The organism is Flavobacterium sp. HBTb2-11-1, from assembly GCF_009826975.1.
Classification (GTDB): domain Bacteria; phylum Bacteroidota; class Bacteroidia; order Flavobacteriales; family Flavobacteriaceae; genus Flavobacterium.
The window spans coordinates 1-23,735 of the sequence record NZ_WUMO01000007.1; the positions used below are offsets into that span (position 1 = coordinate 1).

Consider the following 23,735-nt stretch of genomic DNA (forward strand, 5'->3'; position numbering starts at 1 on the left):
AGAATGACAAATATTATCGAATAGCTTGGAATTTGAAATTTTTTACTTTTTGGAATTTGCTTTAATAAGCTGAATATACTTCAATCCACACTCAGAAATCTTCGTATACGAATTCATCGCATTTCCATAATTTTGTATCGTCAAAGTGTCTTTTACATACAAAGCATCTATTCCAACGGGGATTTCTAAATCTTTAGAATTATTAGAATCAGTATCATCTTCATTGCTAATATCGCCTTCGTATTCGTTCCATTGAATTCCTTCTAAAGAAATATATTTTTCGCCAGAACTACTTTTAGAAAAAATAGCTTTTCCTTTTAAACTTCTGTTTTGAGTCGTAAAAGTATATTTATAATCCTTTTTATCTTTCGAAATAATCAATGTGATATTACAGTCCTCGGCTTTAGAAATGTAAGTTCCAGAAATGGAATCTTTAGCAGAAGGAGTAAGGTTTTCATTTGCAACAGTAGCAGTTTTTGCTGCTTTTTCCTCCAAAACTTTCTCTGTTTTCTGATGACAGGATAAAATTAGTCCTAACGGAAATAGAAATAAAAGGCGAGTTAATTTTTGATTGTTAATCATCCATTACTAGTTTTTTTGTTCAGAATATATTTTAGATATAAAAAGCCAGCCAAACCTGCTACGAAAGAAGCAATAAGAATGGCTATTTTAGAAAAAACAATTACTTCAGGATTTTTGAAAGCAAGAACCGTGATGAATATTGACATGGTGAAACCAATTCCGCCCAGCATTCCTGCGCCTAAAATATGTGCCCATTTTAAGTTTTTAGGCAACATGCACAAACCGGATGTTACGCCAACAGACGAGAAAAGCAAAATGCCAAGCGGTTTACCCACTACAAGTCCGAGAATGATTCCGTATGTGTTAACGTGATTAAGGCCTTCATGCCAGTCTTCAGTGATTGTTAAGGCCGTATTGGCTACTGCAAACAATGGAAGGATAAAAAATGCAACGGGCTGATGTAAAAAATGCTGTAATCTATACGAAGAGGTTTTTTCTCCGCCATCGCCAAACGGAATTACAAATGCTAAAATCACTCCCGTAATAGTTGCGTGAACACCAGAATTAAGCATAAAATACCACATTATTGCTCCACCAATTAAATATGGAATCAGATTGTGGATTCTCATTCGGTTTAAGATAAATAACAAACCCCAGATTCCAAGAGCAATTCCAAGATTCAAAAAAGAAATTGATGTGGTGTAAAAAACGGCAATAACTATTATGGCTCCTAAATCGTCGATAACAGCCAAAGCGGTTAAAAAGACTTTTAAGGAAGCCGGTACTTTGTTTCCAAGAAGCGACAAAATTCCGATGGCAAAAGCAATATCGGTAGCCATCGGAATTCCAGCTCCGTTTTGTGTGGTTGTTCCGTAATTTAAAGCTAGAAAGATTGCAGCGGGAACTAACATTCCTCCAAAAGCCGCCATAATTGGCAGAGAAGCATTTTTAATATTAGATAATTCGCCATGATAAATCTCTCGTTCCAGCTCCAATCCGATTAAAAGGAAGAAAATAGTCATCAGTCCGTCATTTATCCAATGGGTTATAGAATGGCCTGCAATTTCTTTTTCCCAAAAAGCAACGTATGGAACTTGAACAGAAGAGTTAGCGAGATAAAGAGATAAAATCGTGACAAAGAGCAAGATGATTCCTCCCGATTTTTCGTTTTCAAAAAAGGCTTTAAAAGTCTTAGTAAGTTTCATTAGGGAAGATTTTCTGAAGATTTATATGATGGATTGTGAAATCCTTATGTTTTCAAAGTTAAAAAAAAATCCTAGCAATAAAAAGACATTTGCCACGAAGGCACAAAGGCACGAAGTTTTTTATGTTTTTTGGTGTTAAATTATTTCTTCGTGACTTTGTGATTTTGCGAGATTAAAATATATGACTCAAAAGAAATCTTAAACATTTCCCGTATTTTTGTGTTTCTAAAAATTCTAAGTAAATGAGCATAAAAATTCTTCATATCGACAGTAATAATCCAATTCTTTGGAATCAATTAGAAGAAGCTGGTTTTGAAAACCACGCCGATTTTAAATCTTCAAAAGAAGAAATCGAAGCAAAAATTCATGAATATAATGGAATTGTAATTCGAAGCCGATTCAAGATTGACAAGACTTTTTTGAATAAAGCAACAAATTTGCAATTTATTGCAAGAGTTGGTGCCGGCCTGGAAAGCATTGATTGTGAATATGCTTCTGCAAAAGGAATTCATCTAATTGCTGCTCCTGAGGGAAATCGCAACGCTGTTGCAGAACATTCGTTGGGAATGATTTTGTCATTGTTTAATAACTTAAATCAAGCTGATACTGAAGTAAAAGCGGGGCATTGGAATCGTGAAAGCAATCGTGGTCATGAATTGGATTTAAAAACAGTCGGAATTATCGGTTACGGCAATATGGGAAAAGCTTTTGCTAAAAAATTACGAGGTTTTGATACGGAAGTTTTGTGCTACGACATTTTGGACAATGTTGGAGACGAAAATGCCAAACAAGTTTCTTTGGAAGAATTACGCGAAAAAGCTGATGTTTTAAGCCTACATCTTCCTTGGACTCCAGAGACAGATAAAATGATCAACAAAAGCTTTATCAATGCGTTTAAAAAGCCGTTTTGGATTATCAATACTTCGCGTGGTAAGAACATCGTTACAGCCGATTTGGTTGAAGCTATGAAAGAGAAAAAAGTTTTAGGAGCAGGTTTGGATGTTCTGGAATATGAAAAACTTTCTTTTGAAACCCTATTCCAAGAAAACAATACGCCAGAAGCGCTCCAATATCTTATGGAAGCTAAAAATGTCTTGCTGACGCCTCATATTGCGGGTTGGACTTTTGAAAGCCATGAACGTTTGGCGCAGGTAATTGTTGACAAAATCAAAGCGGTTTACGGCAAAAACTAGCCTACAGCCTTTAGAATTTAATAACGAGTTTTTTCCTGTAAATTTTATTTAGTGAGATTAGTTTTATTTGTTAATTTTTAATAATATTGTTTCCGAATTTTAAAAGAATGAGTCTAAATAGATTTGTTTTTGAAGTTTGGAGAAAGCCGAAAATCCGAAGAGTAGGAATTAATAAATTTTTTAAACGAAGATGGAATTACAAGAAACATCGAATAATTTTGAAGAACAAATCCCAGTATTTAAAGTAGATCCTATCATGGTTTTACTATTTGGATTTTTAACTTGCGGATTGTATTTAATTTATTGGAATATTAAAGTAGCTGAGGTTTTTAATGCTGTAGCAAAAAGAGAAGTTATTTCACAGCCAGTTGCAATTTTTGCAGGTTGTTGTATGCCAGTGAATATTTATTTCTATTACTTGGCTGGTAAAGATGCATTGCCAAAAGTATATGAGAAAACTGGTGAGCTTCAAAAAGACCAATCTACTTTATTAATTGTTTTAGGATTCTTTTTTCCTATTGCGGCGGCAATGATTGTACAAGGTGATATCAACAGATTATATAAATAATACGCAAACAAGACGTAAAATTTACGGAATTATCGGTGCAGCAATTACACTGATAGTTCCGTTTTTTTTAATGCTTCATAATCATAATAATCATTTAGAAACCGATCAATCATTATGCCCTTTTAAGATGCTGACAGGTTTTCCGTGTCCAGGATGCGGAATTACCAAATCCTTAGTTTATTTTTATCAGGGAGATCTATACAAATCAATTTCTTATCATATTTTGGGTCCTTTTGTTATTGCTTTTTGTGCTGTAACGATTGTTGTTTTGACTACAGAATTAATTACCAAAAAAGAATATTTTAACGCACTTTTATACAACAGAAAGTTGGCTTATGGATTGGCTATTTTTCTAGGCGTTTATCATCTTATAAGATTGATTTTATTTGTGAGAAACAACTCTTTTGATGATATCTTGCATCAGTCAATTTGGTTTTAAAATCCAATAATCTGATTTTGCAACAATCAGATTTGTTTGTTTAAGTACAGTTTTAAGAATACTAAAAAATTAAGATCATGGAAAATACAAAGAGAGAAGATTGGAACAATCCGCGTTACGGACAGGAAAATAAAAAAGTGCTAGCTGGGATTCTAGCTATTTTATTAGGATATCTAGGAATCCATAAGTTTTATTTGGGTTACACCAAAGAAGGAATAATTCAGCTTCTTCTAGGTTTGGCTTTTGGAATTGGCGGTATAATTGGAGTTATCGAAGGAATTATATATTTGACCAGAGACGATGAAGAATTTTATCAAACGTACCAAATTGGTTATAAAGGCTGGTTTTAAAAGAAAATATATTTATCTCTAAATCCCATTCAGAAATGAATGGGATTTTTTTATGCTTAAAAATGTCGTTTTCTAATACAATTTTGACTTTTATGTCCTGAAAATTAAATCAATAGTGGGTAACCTTGCGCTTAGTTAAAAAGTAAAGGAGAAACCGAAAATCCTTAAGAGTAGGGAAATTTTAAAAGATTTGTTATGTTAGAAATGTACAAAAAGGTAGTTTTTGAGAACTACGCAAATTTTAGTGGAAGAGCTAGAAGACAAGAATATTGGATGTTTAGTCTTATAAGTATCGTGATTTATATTGTACTAAGTGTTTTTGGTCTTATTCCTGCAATTGGAATCGTCTTTTCAATTTTAAATTTAATATTTTTATTAGGTATTATGATCCCGTCCATTGCTGTAGGAGTTAGAAGAATGCATGATGTGGGCAAAAGTGGATGGTATATAATAATTCCTGTTTATAGCTTAATTTTAGCTTGCACGGAAGGTGAAAAAGGGCCAAATCAATACGGTGCTGATCCTAAAAATCAATTAGAAGAAATTAATGAAATAGGAAAAGAATAATTTTTCTCGTTTGAATAAAAAAAGCCGTTTCAATTTTTTGAAACGGCTTTTTAAGTTTTATTAATCTTCTTTTTCAGATAATTTCTTTTCTAATTCGATTTGAAACTCTTCAATTACAGGTTTCATTGTGCTTTCTGGAATATCTGCAATTCTAATGTACATTAAACCATCAATTGCATTATTGAATAATGGATCAACGTTGAAAGCTACTACTCTCGCATTTTGTTTGATGTATTTCTTAATTAAAACAGGCAGACGTAAGTTTCCTGGTTCCAATTCATCAATGATTTTGTCAAACTTATTCAAATCAGATTCTGCTTCGTCAAAAATAAAATCTTTGTCAGCGTCTTTCAGTTTTACTTTGTACGCTTTCTTAGGGTGAATGTATTGCGCAATATACGGATCGTAATAATTCGATTTCATAAACTCAATCATCAATGATTTAGAGAAATCTGAAAACTGATTACTGATACTTACTCCGCCAACCAAATATTTGTGTTCAGGATGACGCAAAGTAGTATGGATAATACCTTTCCATAACAAGAATAAAGGCATTGGTTTTTGCTGATATTCTTTTACGATAAACGCACGACCCATTTCGATCGATTTGTGCATCATATCATGCAATTCTGGTTCAAATCTGAAAAGGTCTGTCAGATAAAAACCTTCAATTCCGTATTTTGGATAGATTTCAGAACCTAATCCCATACGATAGGCACCGGCGATTTTTTTTGTTTCATCATCCCATAAAAACATATGGTGATAATATTGATCGTATTCGTCAATATCAATAGATTCGTTTGTTCCTTCACCAACTTCACGGAAAGTAATTTCCCGTAAACGTCCAATTTCATGTAAAATATTCGGAATTTCCTTTGCGCTTGCAAAGAAAACTTCATAATTTTTGCTTTGTAAAAACCTGCTGTCACTATCACGTAATGCTTGAACTTCATCAATCAATTTTGATTCGCTTGCAGGCGTAACAATTTTTTTAGGCGCTTTAGGTATTTTAAGGCTCGCGGTGTCAATCAGTTTAGTGTCTTTTTCAAACGGATTAGCCAGCATATAGGTTTTCTTTCTTAAGAATTCTGAGTATTCTTCAAAAGATTCAATTTCATTTTGTTCACTTACAGAAATCGGTTTTCCAATACGCACTTTAATAACGCGGTCTTTTTGTGTTAAAAGTTCAGAAGGTAATTTTGCAGTACGTAAAGTATCATCAATTTTAGAAAGCCAGTAGAATAATTTACTGTTTTTGGCATGAAAGTAAATAGGAACAACCGGAACTTTGGCTTTTCTGATTAGTTTAATAGCACCTTCTTCCCAAGGTTTGTCCACTACTAATTTGCCATCTTTGTAAGTTGAAACTTCACCCGCAGGAAAAATTCCTAAAGGTTTTCCGTCGCTCAAATGACGTAATGTTTCTTTGATACCAATTACACTCGATTTTGCATCCTTGTGATTTTCAAAAGGATTAACCGGCATAATGTATTTTTTCATCGGAACAATTCTATGTAATAAGAAATTGGCAATGATTTTGAAATTTGGCTCTCTTTCAAGCATCAATTTCAAAAGCAAAATTCCATCAATTCCTCCAAGCGGATGATTAGAAATGGTTATATACGCACCATCTTTTGGCAGACGTTTTAAATCTTCTTCAGGGATTTCGAACTTAATTTCCATTTCGTCCAAAATTCCATTCAAAAAGTCAAGGTCTTCCAAATGTTTATTACGATCGTAAATTTTATTAAGGGTCGAGATCTTAAGAACCTTCATAAGAATCCAGCCAGAAAAGGTACCGAAAACTCCGTACTTTTCAACATTTATTGCCTTTGCAACTTCTTTCGCGGTAACTAAACCCATGTACTACTTTTAATTTATTAGAACAGCGAACAAAGATAACAAAAAAGTCTACTTTTCATTGTTTCCAAGATAAACTTTGCACTTTTTTATTACATTTGGAATCCTAAAAAAATCACTGATGAAAATTATTTCTTATAATGTAAACGGAATTAGAGCGGCAATAAACAAAGGGTTTATCGAGTGGCTGCAGCAAGCAAATCCTGATGTAATATGTCTTCAGGAAATAAAAGCTACACAGGATCAAATTCCGGTAGATGATATTACGGCTGCAGGCTATCCGTTTCAATATTACTATCCAGCAACCAAAAAAGGGTACAGCGGTGTAGCAATTCTTTCTAAAACAAAACCGAATAATATTGTTTACGGAACAGGAATTCATCACATGGATTTTGAGGGAAGAAATCTTCGTGCAGATTTTGATGATGTTTCGGTAATGAGTTTATATCTTCCATCTGGAACAAACATTGAAAGGCTAGATCATAAATTTATGTTTATGGATGACTTCCAGAATTATATTAATGAATTGAAACTAACGGTTCCCAATCTGATTATATGCGGAGATTATAACATCTGTCATGAAGCAATAGATATTCATGATCCAGTTCGTAATAAAACCGTTTCTGGGTTTCTTCCTGCAGAACGCGCTTGGTTAGATGCTTTCATGAAATCTGGCTTTATTGATAGTTTCCGTCATTTCAACAAAGAACCGCATCATTATTCTTGGTGGAGTTACCGTGCTGGAGCAAGAGGAAATAACAAAGGTTGGCGTATTGATTATAATTTAGTAAGCAATGTTTTAGAGCACAGGTTAAAAAGAGCTGTTATACTTCCAGATGCTATGCATTCAGATCATTGCCCGATTTTAGTTGAGATAGATTAATTTTTGGTATTGTTCTTGCTGAAAAGTTTAAGTTTTAAAATTGCAATTGGCATTGGATTTTGAAATTTAAAAATTATTAAACGCCCAAAATAAAAACCAATTAAAGAGATGATTAAAAAAGCCTCCATCGGATTACTAGCATTAGCCTTGTCCACGACTTCATGTGTTTCTAAGAAAATTTACAATGATCTTGAAACCAAATATTCTGATTTGAAAAAAGAAAACCGTTCTATTGCTGATGAAAACGAAAGTTTAAAGAAAGCGAAGAATCAGTTAGAAACCGATCGTGATAAATTGACTAAAGATTTAGCAAATGCTAATGATGATTTGGCAAAACAAAAAGCTGATCTTGCTGCCGAGCAAAAGAAATATAAAGTGCTTCAGGATTCTTATAATGCACTGGAAAAAAACAGCAATGATGCATTAGAGAAAAACATGGCTAAAAACCGTGAACTTTTAGCGCAATTAGAAGCAAAAGGGAAAGCGCTTGCAGATGAGCAAGCTCGTTTGGATAAAACGGCTAATCGTTTGAAAGAACTTGAAGATATGATTGCCGCTAAAGAAGAAGCAATGCGTAAACTGAAAGAAACTTTATCTAAAGCTTTAACTGGTTTTGAAGGTAAAGGTTTGACAGTGGAACATAAAAATGGAAAAGTATATGTTTCTATGGAAAACAAATTGCTTTTCAATTCAGGAAGCTGGGCTGTTGGCGCCGAAGGTAGAAAAGCAGTTGTAGAACTTGGAAAAGTTTTAGGTGATAATCCAGATCTTTCTGTTTTGATTGAAGGACATACAGACGATGATCCGTACGCTGGTTCTGGACCAATTGCAAACAATTGGGATTTGTCGACTAAAAGAGCAACCGCAATCGTAGCTATTTTAAGCGAAAACCCAAAAATAAATAAACAAAAATTAACCGCAGCAGGACGTAGCGAGTTTTCTCCTTTGGCAAGCAACGCAACTCCAGAAGGAAAAGCTAAAAACCGAAGAATCGAAATTATTCTTACTCCAAGATTAGATGAAATTGCGGAGATGTTGAATAGTATTAATTAAAGTTGCAAAGTGACAAAGTAACAAAGGCTCAAAGGTTTTTACTTTTGAGCCTTTTTTATCCTGCAAGGTTTCCAAAACCTTGTAGGTTTGGCTTGGCTTTGATTTAAATTGAATTGAACTTCAAATGTCTACAAGGTTTTAGAAACCTTGCAGGAAATAATAAAAAATCTTGTACTTTTTTTAACCTTTGACAAATTTCAATTTGAAAGATCACTTTGTACCTTTGCGACTTTGCAACTTTGAACCTAAAAAAAATGAAATACACTACATTACCTAACACCGATATAAAAGTTAGTAAAATTTGCCTTGGAACAATGACTTTTGGGCAGCAGAATACAGAAGCTGAAGGTCACGAACAAATGGATTATGCCTTGGAAAGAGGCGTAAATTTTTTCGATACAGCCGAAATGTATTCGGTTCCAGCGAGTGAAGCAACTTACGGAAGCACTGAAAAAATTATTGGAACTTGGTTTAAGAAATCAGGAAATAGAGATAAAGTGGTTTTGGCTTCTAAAATAGCAGGTCCAAATCCGAATTTTGGTTATATGCGTGAGAAACTGGATTTTTCTCCAGCAAGTATTAAATATGCGCTTGAAAACAGTTTGAAAAGATTGCAAACAGATTATATCGATTTGTATCAAATGCATTGGCCGGAAAGAAAAACGAATAATTTCGGACAGCGCGCTTTCCATGGACATGATGATGCTTGGGAAGATAACTTCAGAGAAATTCTAGAGACTTTTGACGAATTAATCAAAGAAGGTAAAATCAAACACATTGGAGTTTCTAATGAAAATGCTTGGGGAATGATGCGTCTTCTGGAAGAGAGCAAATACAACAATCTGCCAAGAATTAAAACCGTTCAGAATCCATATTCTTTATTGAATCGTTTGTTTGAAGTGAATTCGGCAGAAGTTTCAAAATATGAAAATGTTGGATTGTTAGGATATTCGCCTCTAGCATTCGGAGTTTTAACTGGAAAATTTTTGACTGGAGAAAGTCACCCGAAAGCCAGAATTAACCTTTTTCCGCAATACAAACGTTACAATAGCGATCAATGTACAGAAGCGACTAAATTGTATCAGGAAATCGCTAACAAACATGGTTTAACGCTAACGCAATTAGCAATGGGATTTGTGTTGCAGCAACCGTTCTTGACAAGTACAATTATTGGTGCAACCACTTTAGAACAGTTAAAGGAAAACATTGATACAATTGATGTGGTTCTTTCTAAGCAAATCCTAGCTGAGATTGATGCGGTTCAGGCTATAATTCCAGATCCAGCTCCTTAAGTTTTTTTGCCACGAAGGCACTAAGACACAAAGTTTTTTTGTTTTAATCTCGCAAAGACGCGGAGTCGCAAAGTTAAATTTTTAAGTTCAATAGCGTCCAGCTTTAGCTGGATGAAGAATAAGCATAAAAAAAAGGCTTTAGCCAAACTTTACTGGTTTGGCTAAAGCCTTTTTCTATTTCGATCTTTTTTCCCTAGTTTAAGCTAGGGGCTGTTGAAAAAACTTTGCGACTCTGCGACTTTGCGAGCAAATTTCACAAGCTTTAAAAAAGCGCCTTAGTGCCTTCGTGGCAGAAAATTACAAATCAAATTCGTCATCAACAGCCAAAGAATCAGTTTTAATAGCAGTCGAATCTGGAACTTTTATTTTGATTAACGAACGAGCATTTCCAGAAATGTAAACAGGTAAAATTCCAATGGTATCTTCAGGAACTAAAAGTCCTCTTCTAAACATCAAATTCTTCAAGAATTTCTGGTTTTTAATGGCGTAATCTTTTAAGTTTCCTTCATCATTAAATTGATACATGAATTTTCTTGGTTTCGGAATAATCGTTGCCAAGTACAAACATTCATCTACATTCAAGTCGGCTGGATTTTTTTGGAAATAGAAATGACTCGCTTCTCCAATTCCGTACACATTTGGTCCCCATTCAATAATGTTGAAATATACTTCTAGCATTCTTTCCTTGCTTACAATTCGGTTGTTTTCTAAAATGTAAACCAATAAAATTTCTTCAAGCTTTCGCGAAAGCGTTTTTTCTCTGGTCAGAAAAACATTTTTAATCAACTGCATACTAATCGTGCTGGCTCCACGAGAGAATTTCTTCGTTCTGATGTTTTTCAGAATCGATTGTTTGAAAGCTTCGTTAATGAATCCGCGATGTGAGAAGAAAGAAGGATCTTCTGTCGTTAAAACACATTTTCTTAAATAAGGAGAAATCTGATCCAAAGGCGTATAATTCGGATTAGCATTTCCAACCAAAATAGGTCTTTGCAATACGTTTTGAATAATGGCACGATACACAAATTCGCCATTTAGTTTATTTAAATCGGCTTCGCCATATTTGGTAATCCGTAAATCTTCTTTGTTCAGCTTACTGTCAAAAACAAGTGTGTTTGGTTTATTTTTGTTGAATTTGAAATCCAATTTGTAATCGAAATTTCCAGTAGCCTGCATTCCCTGAAAATGTGTAAATAATCCGTCAGGCAGCGAAACGATAAAATCCTGTGCCTTCATTTTCGGAATGTTTACTTTCAACGTATAAATGGTATCTTTTTCAGTATCATAAGAAATATAAGGACGAACTTTGATTTTGTTCAACTGCATGGTCGAAGTACTGTCAATCGAAATGAAACTGTCTCCCAATAAGAAGCGATAATCAAAACGGGCATTTTTTATTATAACATCTTTGCTGGCAATTTTTGGATGGTTGATTTTAAGATTGGCAATTGAGGTGTAGCCATCAATATGCAATTCGCTTCCGCTTTTATCAATGTTTTGAACATTCAATCGAATAGAATCAAAGCTTGCTTTTAAGTTATAACGCTGATCCAAATACGGAACACGAATAGCTCCTGTGTCCAAATTGAAAAAGCGAATATCTGCTTTTTTATTTCTCGGGTCTGCAAAACCTTTAATATTCCAACGCTGATCAAAATCTTTTGCTTGAACATGAAGATTGGTTTCGAGTTGTTTATTGCTTAAAACTAGTTTATCTACATCAATATTGGTTTGTTTTCCGTTGTCATCGATTTTGAATTTGAAGTTTTTCAAATCCATATCAGTTGGAACCAAGTTTAAGACCTTAGTAATGATTCTATAAGCAAATGAAGCGTATTTACGCTTTTCGTTTGATTCTGTTTCTTCACGATCTCTTTTTAGAAAAGCATCAAAATTTCGTTTTTTGCCTTTTTTTACTAACTGAATATACCCATTGTCTACTTTTAAAGTCCCAACTTGAACATCTCCAATTAATAAATTGCTTAAGCTGATGCTGGTTTCCACATTTTTTATTTTGACAAGCGTATCAGCATTTATTGGAGCTAAGACAACATCTGTCAATTTTATAGTCGATAAACCATCAAAAGAAGCCGATTCTACAGAAAAATTGCTGTTGTATTGAACAGCCATTTTGTGGGTAACTTTTGCAATGGCCTGTTTTAAAAGTGAATTACGAAAATAGTACAGTCCGATGCAAAGCGCTAAAATTACTATTCCTAGTATTTTTAATGCTCTGTATATTTTTTGTTTTGGAAAATTCATAAAAGGAGAGGGTATTTGAAATCAGCCAAAAAGTATGCTTGCAACATCTTCAATTTTTGCAACAAGTTCAATTTTAATTCCAGTATTCTTTAAAGCAATTTTGTTGTATTTAGAAACAAAAATAGTGTCGAAACCTAATTTTTCAGCTTCTTGAATGCGTTGATCTACTCGGTTTACAGGACGAATTTCACCAGAAAGTCCGACTTCGCCAGCAAAACAGAAACCTTTTCCAACCGGAATATCTTCATTAGAAGATAAAATTGCGGCAACAACAGCCAAGTCAATTGCAGGATCATCAACAGAAATTCCGCCAGTTACATTTAAGAAAACGTCTTTTGCGCCTAAGCGAAATCCGGCTCTTTTTTCCAGAACTGCCAAAATCATGTTTAGTCTTTTGGCATTGTAGCCTGTTGTGCTTCTCTGTGGTGTTCCGTAAACTGCGGTGCTGACCAAAGATTGGATTTCGATCATTAACGGACGCATTCCTTCAAGAGTTGTGGCAATTGCAGTTCCCGAAAGTTCTTCGTCTTTATGCGAAATCAGAATTTCGGAAGGATTGCTTACTTCGCGTAAACCGCTTCCCAGCATTTCGTAAATTCCAAGTTCAGATGTTGAACCAAAACGGTTTTTAAGCGAACGTAAAATTCGGTAAATATGGTTTCGATCGCCTTCAAACTGCAAAACGGTATCAACCATGTGTTCCAAAATTTTTGGTCCTGCGATATTTCCGTCTTTAGTGATATGGCCAATCAAAATTACAGGAATATTACTTTCTTTGGCAAATTTGATTAGTTCTGCAGTGGTTTCACGAATCTGAGAAATGCTTCCTGCAGTCGATTCGATGTAGTCAGTGTGCAAAGTTTGAATCGAGTCGATTATGACTACTTCAGGTTGAATGGTTTCAATCTGTTTGAAGATGTTTTGCGTTTTGGTTTCAGTAAGAATATAGCAGTTGTCGCTGTTTGGCGTAATTCTTTCTGCACGCATTTTTATCTGTTTCTGGCTTTCTTCTCCAGAAACGTATAATGTTTTATAAGGTAATTTTAACGAAACTTGAAGTAAAAGTGTACTTTTTCCGATGCCAGGCTCACCGCCCAAAAGCGTTAAAGATCCAGGAACAAGTCCGCCACCCAAAACTCGATTCAATTCGCCGTCGGTAGTATCCATGCGGACTTCCTGTGTGGAATCAATTTCGTTAATTTTTAAAGGCTTTGGCGCTTTGCTTGTTGGAGTAGGCTCGCTTTTCCAAGCCACTTTATCCTGTTTCTGGATAATTTCTTCGGCAATCGTATTCCATTCTTTGCACGCGTTGCATTGCCCTTGCCATTTGGCATATTGGGTTCCGCAGTTCTGGCAGAAAAAGGAAGTTTTAACTTTTGACATTATTTACTTTTTTTAGCAAGTGTATTCATTTCGTCAATTTTCTCATACATCAAGTCTTTGTTCAAATCGCCAATTGGCTCCATTTGTGAAGCGTTTTGGTATTTTTTTGAAGCATGTTTAGGATCACCCATTTTTTCGTACATCAAACCTAATTCATATTCTCCCAACATGGCTTTCGGGTAATGTGTATTTCCAATTTCGGCCATTTTTCCTAGCTCATCGTAGGCGTTTCTTTTTAGAATAAGATTTTCCATTACTTTGAAATCGCTCATTCGAACAGGAATTTGGACTCCTAAAACTTCAGACATTGCAGCGTATTTTTTTTCTAAATATTCGGCATAACCTGTTTGAAGAACCGCAATTTTGTCGTTGTATTCGGCAGAATTTATAGGTCTGTATACTTCAAAAATCTGGTACAATGCACTTGGTATAGAATGCAAAACTTCTGTATAATGTGTTGCGCCCTTGAATACATCATATTTATAATTCACTAACGGATTATTAGCAATTTTAATATTGCTGTTTAATTTGTCTATTGGTTCTTTAATTTTCTTAATATCACCTTCTCCAGCAGAAAGATAATAGAAAATTGGGCTTTTTATTTTGGCAAACTTCTCCGCAATACGCACTTCCATTTTTGGGGCAAGCTCTGGGCTTAGACAGATGTAGGCATTAAAAAGCGGAATTTCTTTGTACAAATAAAAATTAGCAAAACTTGCCGTTACATCATGACCAGCAATTAGTCTGAAAGGCGAGGTGCGGTATTTTTTTTCAATGTATGGAATTAATTCTGCTCCAATAAATTCGAAAAATTTTGCTCCTTTTTCAAAAGGAAGACCTTCATTTTGATCAATTGTTGTGTCATCGTAGCGTTCTTCATCTTTGTTTTGATGAATTCCGATGATAATCATTTCTGGAATATCATCCCAATAAGTTCCATAGCTTACGGCTCCAGAAAACGGATCAAATAAGTAATCTCCATCCAATAAATAAAGAACAGGATATTTTTTGTCTTTGTTTGCTTCATAAGAAGCAGGAAGTCCAATCGTAATTCTACGTTCTTCTCCCAGTTTTTCTGATTTAATATTATCGAACGTTTTTTGGGCAAACGACGAGAACGAAATCAAAAGTGTCAGTAGGTAAACTTTTTTCATGATTTGTGGCATTTCAGTAAATTAAAAAGTATTGGAAAATAGTGTAGCAATATACTATTTTATTTGCTTCTTTCTTAAATGGGGCAAAAATTGAAGCACAATGTTTTAGCGTCAGAATCATTTTTGGATTGAGACAAAAGAAGAATACTTTGTGCAAAAATAGCTTTTGACAAAGAAAGTAAATTCTTAAAAAGAAAGAATTGATTTAGGTTAGAGAATTGTCATTTTCATTAGGGAAAATAATCCATGGTTTGAAGGTTTTCGCTTCTTCAAAGTCCAATGTTGCGTAAGAAATGATAATGATGATGTCATCTTTCTGAACTTTTCTTGCAGCTGGACCATTCAAAGTGATTTCGCCTGAATTTTTCTCGCCTTTAATAGCGTAAGTTTCAAAACGTTCGCCATTGTTAATGTTAACAATAGATACTTTTTCGCCTTCAATTATATTTGAAGCTTCTAGTAATGTTTCATCAATAGTAATGCTGCCAATATAATTTAAATCGGCTCCAGTTACTTTAACACGATGAATTTTTGATTTTATAACTTGAATTTGCATGATGCAAAGTTAGATTAATTTAATGAAATGGTGTCTATCAGTCTTATAGAATTAACAAATACCGCTATAAATGCGCGATATTTTTTGCCATTCTCTTTTTGATTGATAGGTAAAAGTGTAGATTCGTCAGCAATAACGAAATATTCCAGTTCAAATTCTTTGTTGCCTTTGAAAGAATTTTCCACAAATTCTATTGTTTCTTGCGGGCTATTATTTTGAAAAATCTCTTTTGCTTCAGTCAAGGTCTTGTAGATGATCGAAGCATCTTTTCTTTCCTGAGATGTTAAACGTTCATTACGTGAACTCATTGCCAGCTCATTTTCTTCTCTAAAAATAGGACATCCCACAATGTTTACCGGTAATCCTGTTTTTTCGACTAATTTTTTAACAATTTGAAGCTGCTGAAAATCTTTTTCTCCGAAATAAGCATTTGTTGGCGTTACAATTTCAAAAAGTCTTTTTACGATTGTTCCAACGCCATTAAAATGACCAGGCCTGAATTTTCCTTCCATCTGGTTTTCTAATCCGTCAAAATCAAAAGTTTGCGAAACGGTATTTCCTTCATAAATATCATCAACAGAAGGAGCGTATAAAATGATTTTGTCACTTAATGTACGCATTTTCTTAACATCTTCTTCTAGTGTCCTAGGATATTTTGCTAAATCTTCCGGGTTGTTAAACTGTGTTGGATTGACAAAAATGCTCACTACTGTGTCGTCGTTTTCTTTTAGCGAACGTTGCATTAAAGCCAAATGTCCTTGGTGTAAAGCGCCCATTGTTGGTACAAATCCGATAGTTGAATTTGCGGTTTTGATAGTTTTAAGATAGGCTATCAACGCTGCTTTACTGTAGAAAATATGCATTGAGGTATTATTAAAATTTAGTGCAAACATAATATATTAGTTATAAACTGCATAAATTTTTGTAATTTTGCGACGTTTTTATTACCAAAATTAAGTAAAATACTATTATGAAAGATAAGAGGATATTATACGTATCATCTGAAGTCGTGCCTTATTTGGCTGAAAATGAGGTTTCTTTAATGTCTTATGACGTTCCGAAAATGATTAATGACCAAGGCGGTCAGATAAGAATTTTCATGCCAAGATATGGGAATATCAATGAGAGAAGACACCAATTGCATGAAGTGATTAGACTTTCAGGGATGAATTTGGTAGTGAATGACTTAGACATGCCATTGATTATTAAAGTAGCATCGATTCCTAAAGAAAGAATCCAGGTTTATTTTATAGATAATGACGAATATTTCAAACGCAAAGCCACTTTTACAGATGAAGAAGGCGCTTTGTACCCTGATAATGACGAAAGAGCCATTTTCTTTGCAAAAGGTGTTGTAGAGACGGTTAAAAAGTTAAACTGGGTTCCAGATATTATACATGTTCACGGCTGGCTTGCAGCAATGCTTCCAATTTATATGAAGCATTATTATAAGCATGAAGCATTGTTTTCTGAAACTAAAATCATCACTTCTGTTTACGGACAATCGTTTGATGAAAATTTAGATTTAGAAATGATCAATAAAGTTAAATTTGACGGTGTTCCTCATGAAGCGGTGTCAGATTTAGAAACTCCAAATTACGAGAATGTTTTAAAAGCTAGCATCTTACATTCTGATGGTGTTATTATTGCATCAGAAAATGTTTCTCCAAGTTTAACAAAATTTATAGAATCTTCAGGAAAACCTTTTTTACCTTTCGCCGGGAAAGATGGATTTGCTGACGCTTACACAAATTTCTACAGAACATTTGGACTTTAAATTTTAATTTTATTATTAGACATGTATAAAACTTCTTTTTTTAAGAAAACTCTTTTGGCTGTAATGGCTATTTTTCTATACTCTTGTGACAAAGATTTTAATGCAATTGGTGACGGTTTGGTTGGAGATGATCACTTTGGACTTGAATCTGAAAAATATGATGTTTTAGCTTTTAATCAAGAAGTTACTCCTGTTCAGTCGAATGGTATGACACCAAATGCTCTTGGTATTTTTGATAATCCGCTTTTTGGGACAACGACTGCAAATTTTGTAACTCAAGTAGGACTTGTTTCTTATTCTCCAACAATTGGAGAGTCTCCTGTAATTGAAAGTGCTGTGCTTGAAATTCCATATTACAGTCACGTAACAGCTACAGATAATGAAGGAAATAGTACATATGAACTAGATTCTATTTATGGAGATAAAAATGGGAAACTGAAGTTAAGTGTTTATGAGTCTGGAATTCAAATGAGAACTAGTTACTTTAGCGGTGGTAGTCAATTGCCACAGTTTTATTATACAGATCAAAATGCTGAATTTAATAATAAAAAAGTAGGAGCGAGATTGAACGATGGAGATATCTTGCAAAATGATGAGTTCTTTTTTGATGCAAAAGAAATTGTCACAAAAACAATTGATCCTGATACTAAAAAAGAAACGACTGAAAGAAAGAAACCTCAGATGACGTTACAGCTTAATAAGGATTTTTTCCAAAGTAAAATATTAAACGCAGCTACTTCGAAACTTTCAGCAGAGGATGTTTTTCAAGAGTATTTTAGAGGTTTGTATTTTAATGTTGAAAGATCTGGATCAAATCCTGCTAATATGGCTCTGATGAATTTTAGCGAAGGTAAGATTACAATCAAATACAAAGCTAAAACAGAGTCTACAACAGATGATGCCAATGCTACAGAAGATAAGACAATCGTTTTGAACTTAAAGGGTCTTTCGTCAGCGACCACGAGTACGGCCAATTTTCTTGAAGATGTCCGAAACCCAGATTTTGCGAGTGCTATAACTACAAATGTAAATAAAACGGATGGTGACGAAAAACTTTATTTAAAAGGCGGGCAAGGATCTTTAGCCGTTGTAAAGCTTTTTAATCAGACGGATGTTTTAAGTTATAATTCTAAAGGCGAGCCAGTAAGCGGAGCAAACGGTGTTCCTGATCAATTGGATGAAATGAGGAGTAATGCTACGGTAAAGAATTGGAAGGTTAACGAAGCTAACTTGGTATTCTATATTGATGCTGATAAAATGGCTGGAACAGAAGAACCAAATAGAGTGTATTTGTATAATTTGACAAATAATGCCGTCTTAGCGGATTATTCTACAGATGCTTCTTCGACTTATGGAGGGCTGATTACTGTCGGATCTGATAAAAGAGGGAAAAGTTATAAAATTAGAATCACAGGCCATATTCGTAACTTGATTAAAGATGCGACGGCTAAAAATGTTGATTTAGGACTGGTGGTTTCTCAAAGCGCAACAACGCTTACTTTTAATGCGTTAAAGAATAAAAATGATATCATATCGGCGGTGCCGAGAACATCAATTATGAATCCTTTGGGTACAATCTTATATGGTTCAAAAGCATCTGCATCTGTTCCGGAAGATAAAAGATTGAAGCTTGAAGTGTACTACACGAAACCAAATTAATAAATATATATGTGTGGAATTGTTGGATATATCGGTCATAGAGACGCATATCCAATTGTAATTAAGGGCTTGAAGCGTCTTGAGTACAGAGGATATGACAGTGCCGGTGTTATGCTATATGACGAAGAGTCAGGCATTAAAGTTTGCAAAACAAAAGGAAAGGTTTCTGATCTTGAGGCTAAAGCCAATGAAGGTTTTACAACAAATGGAACTATTGGAATTGGACACACGCGTTGGGCAACTCACGGGGTTCCAAATGACGTGAATTCTCATCCCCATCTTTCTAATTCTGGAGATTTGGCAATCATTCATAACGGAATTATTGAGAATTATGCACCTTTGAAAGAGGAGCTTATCAAAAGAGGTTATACTTTTAAATCGGATACGGATACTGAAGTTTTAGTTAATTTAATAGAAGAGGTTCAAAAGAAAGAAAATATTAAATTAGGTAAAGCGGTTCAGATTGCATTAAACCAAGTTGTTGGTGCGTATGCAATTGCTGTTTTTGATAAAAAGAATCCAAACGAACTTGTAGCGGCAAGATTAGGAAGTCCGTTGGCAATTGGAGTTGGAGAAGGAGAATATTTTGTTGCGTCTGATGCTTCACCATTTATTGAATATACTTCTAATGCAGTTTATTTAGAAGATGGCGAAATGGCTAATATTAGACTTCATAAGCCAATTAAAATTAGAAAAATTCAGGATGACTCTTTAGTTGATCCTTATATTCAAGAACTTCAAATGAACTTGGAGCAGATTGAAAAAGGAGGCTATGATCATTTCATGCTTAAAGAAATCTACGAGCAGCCAAGTGTAATTAAAGATACTTACAGAGGAAGACTTCATGCAAATGAAGGAATTGTTCAGATGGCTGGGGTTGAAGATAATCTGGAGAAATTCTTAAATGCAAAACGTATTCTAATCGTAGCGTGTGGAACTTCTTGGCATGCAGGTTTAGTTGCTGAGTATATCTTTGAGGAGTTTACCCGTATTCCTGTAGAGGTAGAATATGCTTCTGAGTTTAGATATAGAAACCCAATTATAAATAAAGATGACGTGGTTATTGCGATTTCACAATCTGGTGAAACTGCAGATACTATGGCGGCTATTAAATTGGCAAAAGAAAATGGAGCGTTTGTATTTGGAGTTTGTAACGTGGTAGGTTCTTCTATTTCTAGAGAAAGCCATGCAGGTGCTTATACACACGCAGGACCAGAAATTGGAGTAGCTTCTACAAAAGCATTTACTACTCAGATTACAGTTCTGACGATGATTGCTTTACGTTTAGGAAAGGCAAAGGGGACTTTGTCAAATACAGATTTCCATACTTATCTTCAAGAATTAGAAATCATTCCAGATAAAGTTTCTGAGGCGTTAGAAACAAATGATAAAGCGAAAGAAATTGCTGCTGCGTTTAAAGATTCGCCAAACTGCCTTTATTTAGGCAGAGGATATAATTTCCCTGTAGCCTTAGAAGGTGCATTGAAATTAAAAGAGATTTCATACATCCATGCAGAAGGTTATCCAGCTGCAGAAATGAAACACGGTCCGATTGCTTTAATTGATGAGTTTATGCCCGTTATTGTTATTGCTCCTAAACAAGGGCACTACGATAAAATTGTAAGTAACATTCAGGAAATTAAATCAAGAAGCGGTAAAATTATAGCCGTTGTTACAAAAGGTGATACTCAAGTTCGCGAATTGGCAGATTATGTAATCGAAATTCCAGAAACTTCAGATGCATTATCGCCATTAGTTACAACAATTCCGTTGCAATTGCTTTCTTATTACATAGCTGTAATGAGAGGTTGTAATGTTGACCAGCCTCGTAACTTAGCGAAGTCGGTAACAGTAGAATAAATTCTATTTTTAAAATACAATTATGTTAAAAAAGCGAGATTTAAGTCTCGCTTTTTTTTATTGTCAAAAATTTTTTTGAGCATATGTATTTTTATGAATTTTTCAGTTTTTTGATAAAAATTTATATGTATGCATAGTAAACTGGTTTTTCTGTAGTTTTTCTTTGTTTTTATTTTAATAAAATGAATTAGTGAATAGTTAAAATATTGTATAAAACAATGATAAATATCAATTTTATTTAACATTTTTTTATACATATTAAAATATTTATGTATTTTGGCTATATATACTAACAATAAAACTAACCCTAATGAGAGTCTACTTGCTAATTATGTTGTTATTCAGCGGAGTATCTTTTGCGCAGAATACAATCACAGGTTCGGTTACAGATAGTAACAAGCAATCTATTCCTGGTGCCAATGTTGTTGTGGTCGGTGATAATAGTGGAGCATCCACTGATTTCGACGGGACATTTAAATTGACAACAAATGCCAAACTCCCTTTTTCTGTTAAAGTTTCAGCTATCGGGTTTGAATCAAAAACAATTAATGTGACAGCGGCAAATCAAAAATTAATTGTAGTGCTTAAAGATGAGGAAACGAAATTGGATGAAATTGTAGTTTCTGCATCTAGAACGCCTGAACGTGTAATTGAATCGCCAGTTACAATTGAACGTATGGGTCTTCAGGAGATAAAAAACACGACAGCCGCCACTTTTTATGATGGTTTAGAAAATTTGAAAGAGGTAAACTTTAATACTAGTAGTATTTCTTTTAAATCTGTAAATACTCGTGGTTTTGCTACAGTAGCTAATACTCGTTTCATGCAATTGGTAGACGGAATGGATAATTCATCTCCGGCATTAAACTTTGTTTTAGGAAATCTTATTGGGGTGTCAGATATTGATGTTGCTAGTGTGGAGCTTTTGCCTGGTGCGTCTTCAGCGCTTTATGGGGCAAATGCTTTCAACGGGATTATGTTTATGACTAGTAAAAGCCCTTTTACAAATGAAGGAATAAGTGTTTACTATAAATATGGACAAACAAGCCAAGACGCTGCAGGAACAAATGATTATAATGATTTTGGAATTAGAGCAGCAAAAGCTTTTACAAAGCATTTTGCAATGAAAGCTAATTTTACTTACATGGAAGCTTCTGAATGGATTGCGAATGATACTAGAAGTATGACAGGAGGTTCGGTTGGGCATGCAATGAATCAGAATTATGATGGTTTGAATATTTATGGTGACGAGGTTACTACATTTATCCCAAACGTTGGGCAGGTTAGTAGAACGGGATATCGTGAGCAAGACTTAACAGATAATAAGGTTCAAAGTATGAAAGCTGATTTTAGCGCTCATATTAAGCCTTGGGCAGATGATACAGAATTTATACTTCAATATAAAATTGGTACTGGAAGTACAATTTATCAAGGAGCAAATAGATATGCTTTGAAAGATTTCTTAATGCAGCAAGGTAAATTTGAGGTAAAAGGGAAAAACTTTTTTGGTAGAGTGTATTTTACAAGTGAAGATGCTGGAAATTCGTATGATATGAGATTTGCGGCCTGGAATGTTAACAGAGCGGCTAAATCTGATCAAGAATGGTTTACAAATTATGCAACAGCTTATCAATATGCTGGTGCGGTTATGGGAACAAATGCAAATGAGTCAGCACAGATTGCAAGAAACTTTGCAGATTATAATGTATTGCCTGCACAAATATCATTTATTCCAAAGCCAACAGGTTCTCCAAGATTCGAGCCAGGAAGTGCTCAGTTTAATAGTGCTTTGGCGACTGTAGTGGCAAATCCAGATTTGACTCAAGGAGCTAAGTTTATTGACCATTCTAAATTATATCACTCAGATGTGAACTATAATTTTAGAGATATTATCAAATGGGCAGAAGTTCAAGTCGGAGGTTCATGGAGAAAATATGTAATGGATTCTGAAGGAACTATTTTTACAGATTATGATGGTCCGATCGAATATAAAGAATATGGAGCTTATGCTCAATTGCAGAAAAAATTCTTAGACGACAGATTGAAGTTTACAGGATCTTTACGTTATGATAAGAGTCAGAATTTTGATGGAAATATTTCACCAAGAATTTCATTTGTATATTCTGCGGGGGCATCAAAAAATCATAATTTTAGATTGTCTTATCAAACAGGTTTCCGTAATCCGACTACACAAGATCAATATATTGGTTTAGATTTAGGGCCGTTTGCATTAATTGGTTCGGCTCCAGAAAACTTAGACCGTTTTCAGGAAACAGTAAATGTGAGTGCTGCAGGACAAGCGGCAGGACAGCCAGCGACAATTGGAATGTCGGGGCAAAATGCTTATCACAATGCATATACAGTAGCTTCTGTTCAAGCTTTTGCGGCGTCTGCTAATCCTGGAGATCTTCAAATTGCAGATATTGGTTTGGTAAAGCCAGAGCAAGTTCAGGCTTTTGAGGCAGGATACCGTACAGTTGTGCAAAATGATTTATCGGTAGATTTGAATGCTTACTATAATATTTATAATGATTTCATGAATACTGCGAGGGTTATCTCTCCTTATTATGGAACTGTTGGGACAGATCCAACAAATCCTGCTGTACAGCAAACTTACCAAGCTCTTGCATTTGGCGATAGAAGAGTGTATCAGGTTTATACTAATACAACTGCTCGAATTTCTTCTTTTGGTTTTGGAGCGGGATTATCTAAGAAGGTTTACAAAGATTTTGAAGTGGGTGTAAATTATAACTACTCTCAGTTTGATTTCAATCAAGCGGATGATCCGGATTTCGTTGCTGGGTTCAATACTCCAAAACATAGAATCAAAGCTTCTTTAGGAAATGCAAAAGTGATTAAAAATTTAGGTTTTAATGTTAATGTAAGATGGAATTCTGAGTACTTATGGGAGTCTTCTTTTGGAGATGGTATGATTCCGGAAAACACAGTTTTGGATGCTCAGGTGAATTATGCTATTCCGAAATGGAAATCGGTTATTAAAGTTGGAGCAACAAATCTTTTCGGGTCAGATTATCTTCAGGTTATTGGAGCAGGTATGATTGGCCAAATGTGGTTTGCTTCATGGACAATTAATCCATAAAACTAATTATTTATGTGAATTTGGAATAGTTTCTTCTTTGGAGCTATTTGAA

At 34.5% G+C, this 23,735-nt stretch carries 20 protein-coding genes; 12 read left to right on the top strand and 8 right to left on the bottom strand.

Annotated elements, in window-relative coordinates; translation table 11 throughout:
• Nucleotides 1-42 precede the first annotated feature (42 nt).
• The gene (locus tag GR162_RS15870; RefSeq protein ID WP_160782941.1) at nucleotides 43-582 is read right to left on the bottom strand and encodes a hypothetical protein; all 540 of its coding nucleotides are present in this window, start codon (nucleotides 580-582) and stop codon (nucleotides 43-45) included.
• On the bottom strand, nucleotides 579-1,727 hold the full coding sequence (gene nhaA, locus GR162_RS15875) for a Na+/H+ antiporter NhaA (RefSeq protein ID WP_160782942.1): 1,149 nt from the start codon (nucleotides 1,725-1,727) through the stop codon (nucleotides 579-581). The genes GR162_RS15870 and nhaA overlap by 4 nt, the downstream gene beginning before the upstream one ends.
• A gap of 242 nt (nucleotides 1,728-1,969) precedes the next feature.
• Between nhaA and GR162_RS15880 the strand changes: the two genes are divergently transcribed.
• The 5 genes from GR162_RS15880 (at nucleotide 1,970) to GR162_RS15900 (ending at nucleotide 4,844) form a co-directional block, all read left to right on the top strand.
• Complete coding sequence (locus tag GR162_RS15880; protein WP_160782943.1) at nucleotides 1,970-2,920, top strand: 2-hydroxyacid dehydrogenase; 951 nt, start codon at nucleotides 1,970-1,972, stop codon at nucleotides 2,918-2,920.
• A gap of 190 nt (nucleotides 2,921-3,110) precedes the next feature.
• Nucleotides 3,111-3,488: a DUF4234 domain-containing protein gene (locus GR162_RS15885; RefSeq protein ID WP_008465507.1), complete on the top strand. Its 378-nt coding sequence runs from the start codon at nucleotides 3,111-3,113 to the stop codon at nucleotides 3,486-3,488.
• Complete coding sequence (locus GR162_RS15890) at nucleotides 3,463-3,927, top strand: DUF2752 domain-containing protein (protein ID WP_160782944.1); 465 nt, start codon at nucleotides 3,463-3,465, stop codon at nucleotides 3,925-3,927. Before GR162_RS15885 ends, GR162_RS15890 begins: the two co-directional genes overlap by 26 nt.
• A gap of 77 nt (nucleotides 3,928-4,004) precedes the next feature.
• The gene (locus GR162_RS15895) at nucleotides 4,005-4,277 is read left to right on the top strand and encodes a TM2 domain-containing protein (RefSeq protein WP_066033290.1); all 273 of its coding nucleotides are present in this window, start codon (nucleotides 4,005-4,007) and stop codon (nucleotides 4,275-4,277) included.
• Between the two features lie 195 nt (nucleotides 4,278-4,472).
• Nucleotides 4,473-4,844 carry a DUF805 domain-containing protein gene (locus GR162_RS15900; RefSeq protein WP_160782945.1) on the top strand — a complete coding sequence of 124 codons (372 nt, stop codon included), beginning with the start codon at nucleotides 4,473-4,475 and terminating at the stop codon, nucleotides 4,842-4,844.
• Nucleotides 4,845-4,904: 60 nt separating this feature from the next.
• On the opposite strand, the gene GR162_RS15905 is transcribed toward GR162_RS15900, so the two are convergent.
• Nucleotides 4,905-6,707 (bottom strand): lysophospholipid acyltransferase family protein, encoded by a 1,803-nt coding sequence (locus GR162_RS15905; RefSeq protein ID WP_008465499.1) that lies wholly within the window; start codon nucleotides 6,705-6,707, stop codon nucleotides 4,905-4,907.
• 118 nt (nucleotides 6,708-6,825) lie between these two features.
• Here GR162_RS15905 and GR162_RS15910 point away from each other — a divergent pair, with 118 nt between their 5' ends.
• The 3 genes from GR162_RS15910 (at nucleotide 6,826) to GR162_RS15920 (ending at nucleotide 9,932) form a co-directional block, all read left to right on the top strand.
• Nucleotides 6,826-7,587, top strand: coding sequence for an exodeoxyribonuclease III (locus GR162_RS15910; protein ID WP_066033292.1), 762 nt, complete (start codon nucleotides 6,826-6,828; stop codon nucleotides 7,585-7,587).
• 108 nt (nucleotides 7,588-7,695) lie between these two features.
• Nucleotides 7,696-8,640, top strand: a complete 945-nt coding sequence (locus GR162_RS15915; RefSeq protein ID WP_008465496.1) for a flagellar motor protein MotB — start codon at nucleotides 7,696-7,698, stop codon at nucleotides 8,638-8,640.
• Nucleotides 8,641-8,894: 254 nt separating this feature from the next.
• Nucleotides 8,895-9,932, top strand: coding sequence for an aldo/keto reductase (locus GR162_RS15920; protein ID WP_160782946.1), 1,038 nt, complete (start codon nucleotides 8,895-8,897; stop codon nucleotides 9,930-9,932).
• A 297-nt stretch (nucleotides 9,933-10,229) separates the two neighbouring features.
• On the opposite strand, the gene GR162_RS15925 is transcribed toward GR162_RS15920, so the two are convergent.
• The 5 genes from GR162_RS15925 to panC all read right to left on the bottom strand — a co-directional run bounded on the left by GR162_RS15925 (nucleotide 10,230) and on the right by panC (nucleotide 16,180).
• Entirely contained in the window at nucleotides 10,230-12,194 is a 1,965-nt protein-coding gene (locus GR162_RS15925; protein WP_160782947.1) for a transglycosylase domain-containing protein, read from the bottom strand.
• Between the two features lie 21 nt (nucleotides 12,195-12,215).
• A complete protein-coding gene (gene radA / locus GR162_RS15930) occupies nucleotides 12,216-13,577 on the bottom strand; it encodes a DNA repair protein RadA (protein ID WP_111377621.1) in 1,362 nt (453 codons plus the stop codon).
• Nucleotides 13,577-14,731, bottom strand: coding sequence for an alpha/beta hydrolase (locus GR162_RS15935; RefSeq protein ID WP_160782948.1), 1,155 nt, complete (start codon nucleotides 14,729-14,731; stop codon nucleotides 13,577-13,579). Before GR162_RS15935 ends, radA begins: the two co-directional genes overlap by 1 nt.
• Before the next feature lie 205 nt (nucleotides 14,732-14,936).
• Nucleotides 14,937-15,287, bottom strand: coding sequence for an aspartate 1-decarboxylase (panD, locus tag GR162_RS15940; RefSeq protein WP_008465481.1), 351 nt, complete (start codon nucleotides 15,285-15,287; stop codon nucleotides 14,937-14,939).
• A gap of 14 nt (nucleotides 15,288-15,301) precedes the next feature.
• Nucleotides 15,302-16,180 carry a pantoate--beta-alanine ligase gene (gene panC, locus GR162_RS15945; RefSeq protein ID WP_160782949.1) on the bottom strand — a complete coding sequence of 293 codons (879 nt, stop codon included), beginning with the start codon at nucleotides 16,178-16,180 and terminating at the stop codon, nucleotides 15,302-15,304.
• Nucleotides 16,181-16,257: 77 nt separating this feature from the next.
• Between panC and GR162_RS15950 the strand changes: the two genes are divergently transcribed.
• From GR162_RS15950 to GR162_RS15965, 4 genes are all read left to right on the top strand, one after another.
• On the top strand, nucleotides 16,258-17,064 hold the full coding sequence (locus tag GR162_RS15950) for a glycogen/starch synthase (RefSeq protein ID WP_008465476.1): 807 nt from the start codon (nucleotides 16,258-16,260) through the stop codon (nucleotides 17,062-17,064).
• A 21-nt stretch (nucleotides 17,065-17,085) separates the two neighbouring features.
• A complete protein-coding gene (locus tag GR162_RS15955; RefSeq protein WP_160782950.1) occupies nucleotides 17,086-18,723 on the top strand; it encodes a DUF4270 domain-containing protein in 1,638 nt (545 codons plus the stop codon).
• Between the two features lie 9 nt (nucleotides 18,724-18,732).
• Entirely contained in the window at nucleotides 18,733-20,583 is a 1,851-nt protein-coding gene (gene glmS / locus GR162_RS15960) for a glutamine--fructose-6-phosphate transaminase (isomerizing) (protein ID WP_160782951.1), read from the top strand.
• A 310-nt stretch (nucleotides 20,584-20,893) separates the two neighbouring features.
• Complete coding sequence (locus tag GR162_RS15965) at nucleotides 20,894-23,683, top strand: TonB-dependent receptor domain-containing protein (RefSeq protein WP_160782952.1); 2,790 nt, start codon at nucleotides 20,894-20,896, stop codon at nucleotides 23,681-23,683.
• Nucleotides 23,684-23,735 lie beyond the last annotated feature (52 nt).

Excerpts from the sequence above, each read along its gene's own strand:
- GR162_RS15925 (WP_160782947.1), bottom strand. The coding sequence starts at position 12,194 with ATGAATTTTCCAAAACAAAAAATATACAGAGCATTAAAAATACTAGGA.
- panD (WP_008465481.1), bottom strand. The coding sequence starts at position 15,287 with ATGCAAATTCAAGTTATAAAATCAAAAATTCATCGTGTTAAAGTAACT.
- GR162_RS15915 (WP_008465496.1), top strand. The coding sequence starts at position 7,696 with ATGATTAAAAAAGCCTCCATCGGATTACTAGCATTAGCCTTGTCCACG.
- GR162_RS15895 (WP_066033290.1), top strand. The coding sequence starts at position 4,005 with ATGGAAAATACAAAGAGAGAAGATTGGAACAATCCGCGTTACGGACAG.
- radA (WP_111377621.1), bottom strand. The coding sequence starts at position 13,577 with ATGTCAAAAGTTAAAACTTCCTTTTTCTGCCAGAACTGCGGAACCCAA.
- GR162_RS15955 (WP_160782950.1), top strand. The coding sequence starts at position 17,086 with ATGTATAAAACTTCTTTTTTTAAGAAAACTCTTTTGGCTGTAATGGCT.
- GR162_RS15910 (WP_066033292.1), top strand. The coding sequence starts at position 6,826 with ATGAAAATTATTTCTTATAATGTAAACGGAATTAGAGCGGCAATAAAC.
- GR162_RS15935 (WP_160782948.1), bottom strand. The coding sequence starts at position 14,731 with ATGAAAAAAGTTTACCTACTGACACTTTTGATTTCGTTCTCGTCGTTT.
- GR162_RS15870 (WP_160782941.1), bottom strand. The coding sequence starts at position 582 with ATGATTAACAATCAAAAATTAACTCGCCTTTTATTTCTATTTCCGTTA.
- panC (WP_160782949.1), bottom strand. The coding sequence starts at position 16,180 with ATGTTTGCACTAAATTTTAATAATACCTCAATGCATATTTTCTACAGT.
- GR162_RS15880 (WP_160782943.1), top strand. The coding sequence starts at position 1,970 with ATGAGCATAAAAATTCTTCATATCGACAGTAATAATCCAATTCTTTGG.
- GR162_RS15885 (WP_008465507.1), top strand. The coding sequence starts at position 3,111 with ATGGAATTACAAGAAACATCGAATAATTTTGAAGAACAAATCCCAGTA.
- GR162_RS15965 (WP_160782952.1), top strand. The coding sequence starts at position 20,894 with ATGAGAGTCTACTTGCTAATTATGTTGTTATTCAGCGGAGTATCTTTT.
- GR162_RS15905 (WP_008465499.1), bottom strand. The coding sequence starts at position 6,707 with ATGGGTTTAGTTACCGCGAAAGAAGTTGCAAAGGCAATAAATGTTGAA.
- GR162_RS15900 (WP_160782945.1), top strand. The coding sequence starts at position 4,473 with ATGTTAGAAATGTACAAAAAGGTAGTTTTTGAGAACTACGCAAATTTT.
- GR162_RS15950 (WP_008465476.1), top strand. The coding sequence starts at position 16,258 with ATGAAAGATAAGAGGATATTATACGTATCATCTGAAGTCGTGCCTTAT.
- glmS (WP_160782951.1), top strand. The coding sequence starts at position 18,733 with ATGTGTGGAATTGTTGGATATATCGGTCATAGAGACGCATATCCAATT.
- nhaA (WP_160782942.1), bottom strand. The coding sequence starts at position 1,727 with ATGAAACTTACTAAGACTTTTAAAGCCTTTTTTGAAAACGAAAAATCG.
- GR162_RS15920 (WP_160782946.1), top strand. The coding sequence starts at position 8,895 with ATGAAATACACTACATTACCTAACACCGATATAAAAGTTAGTAAAATT.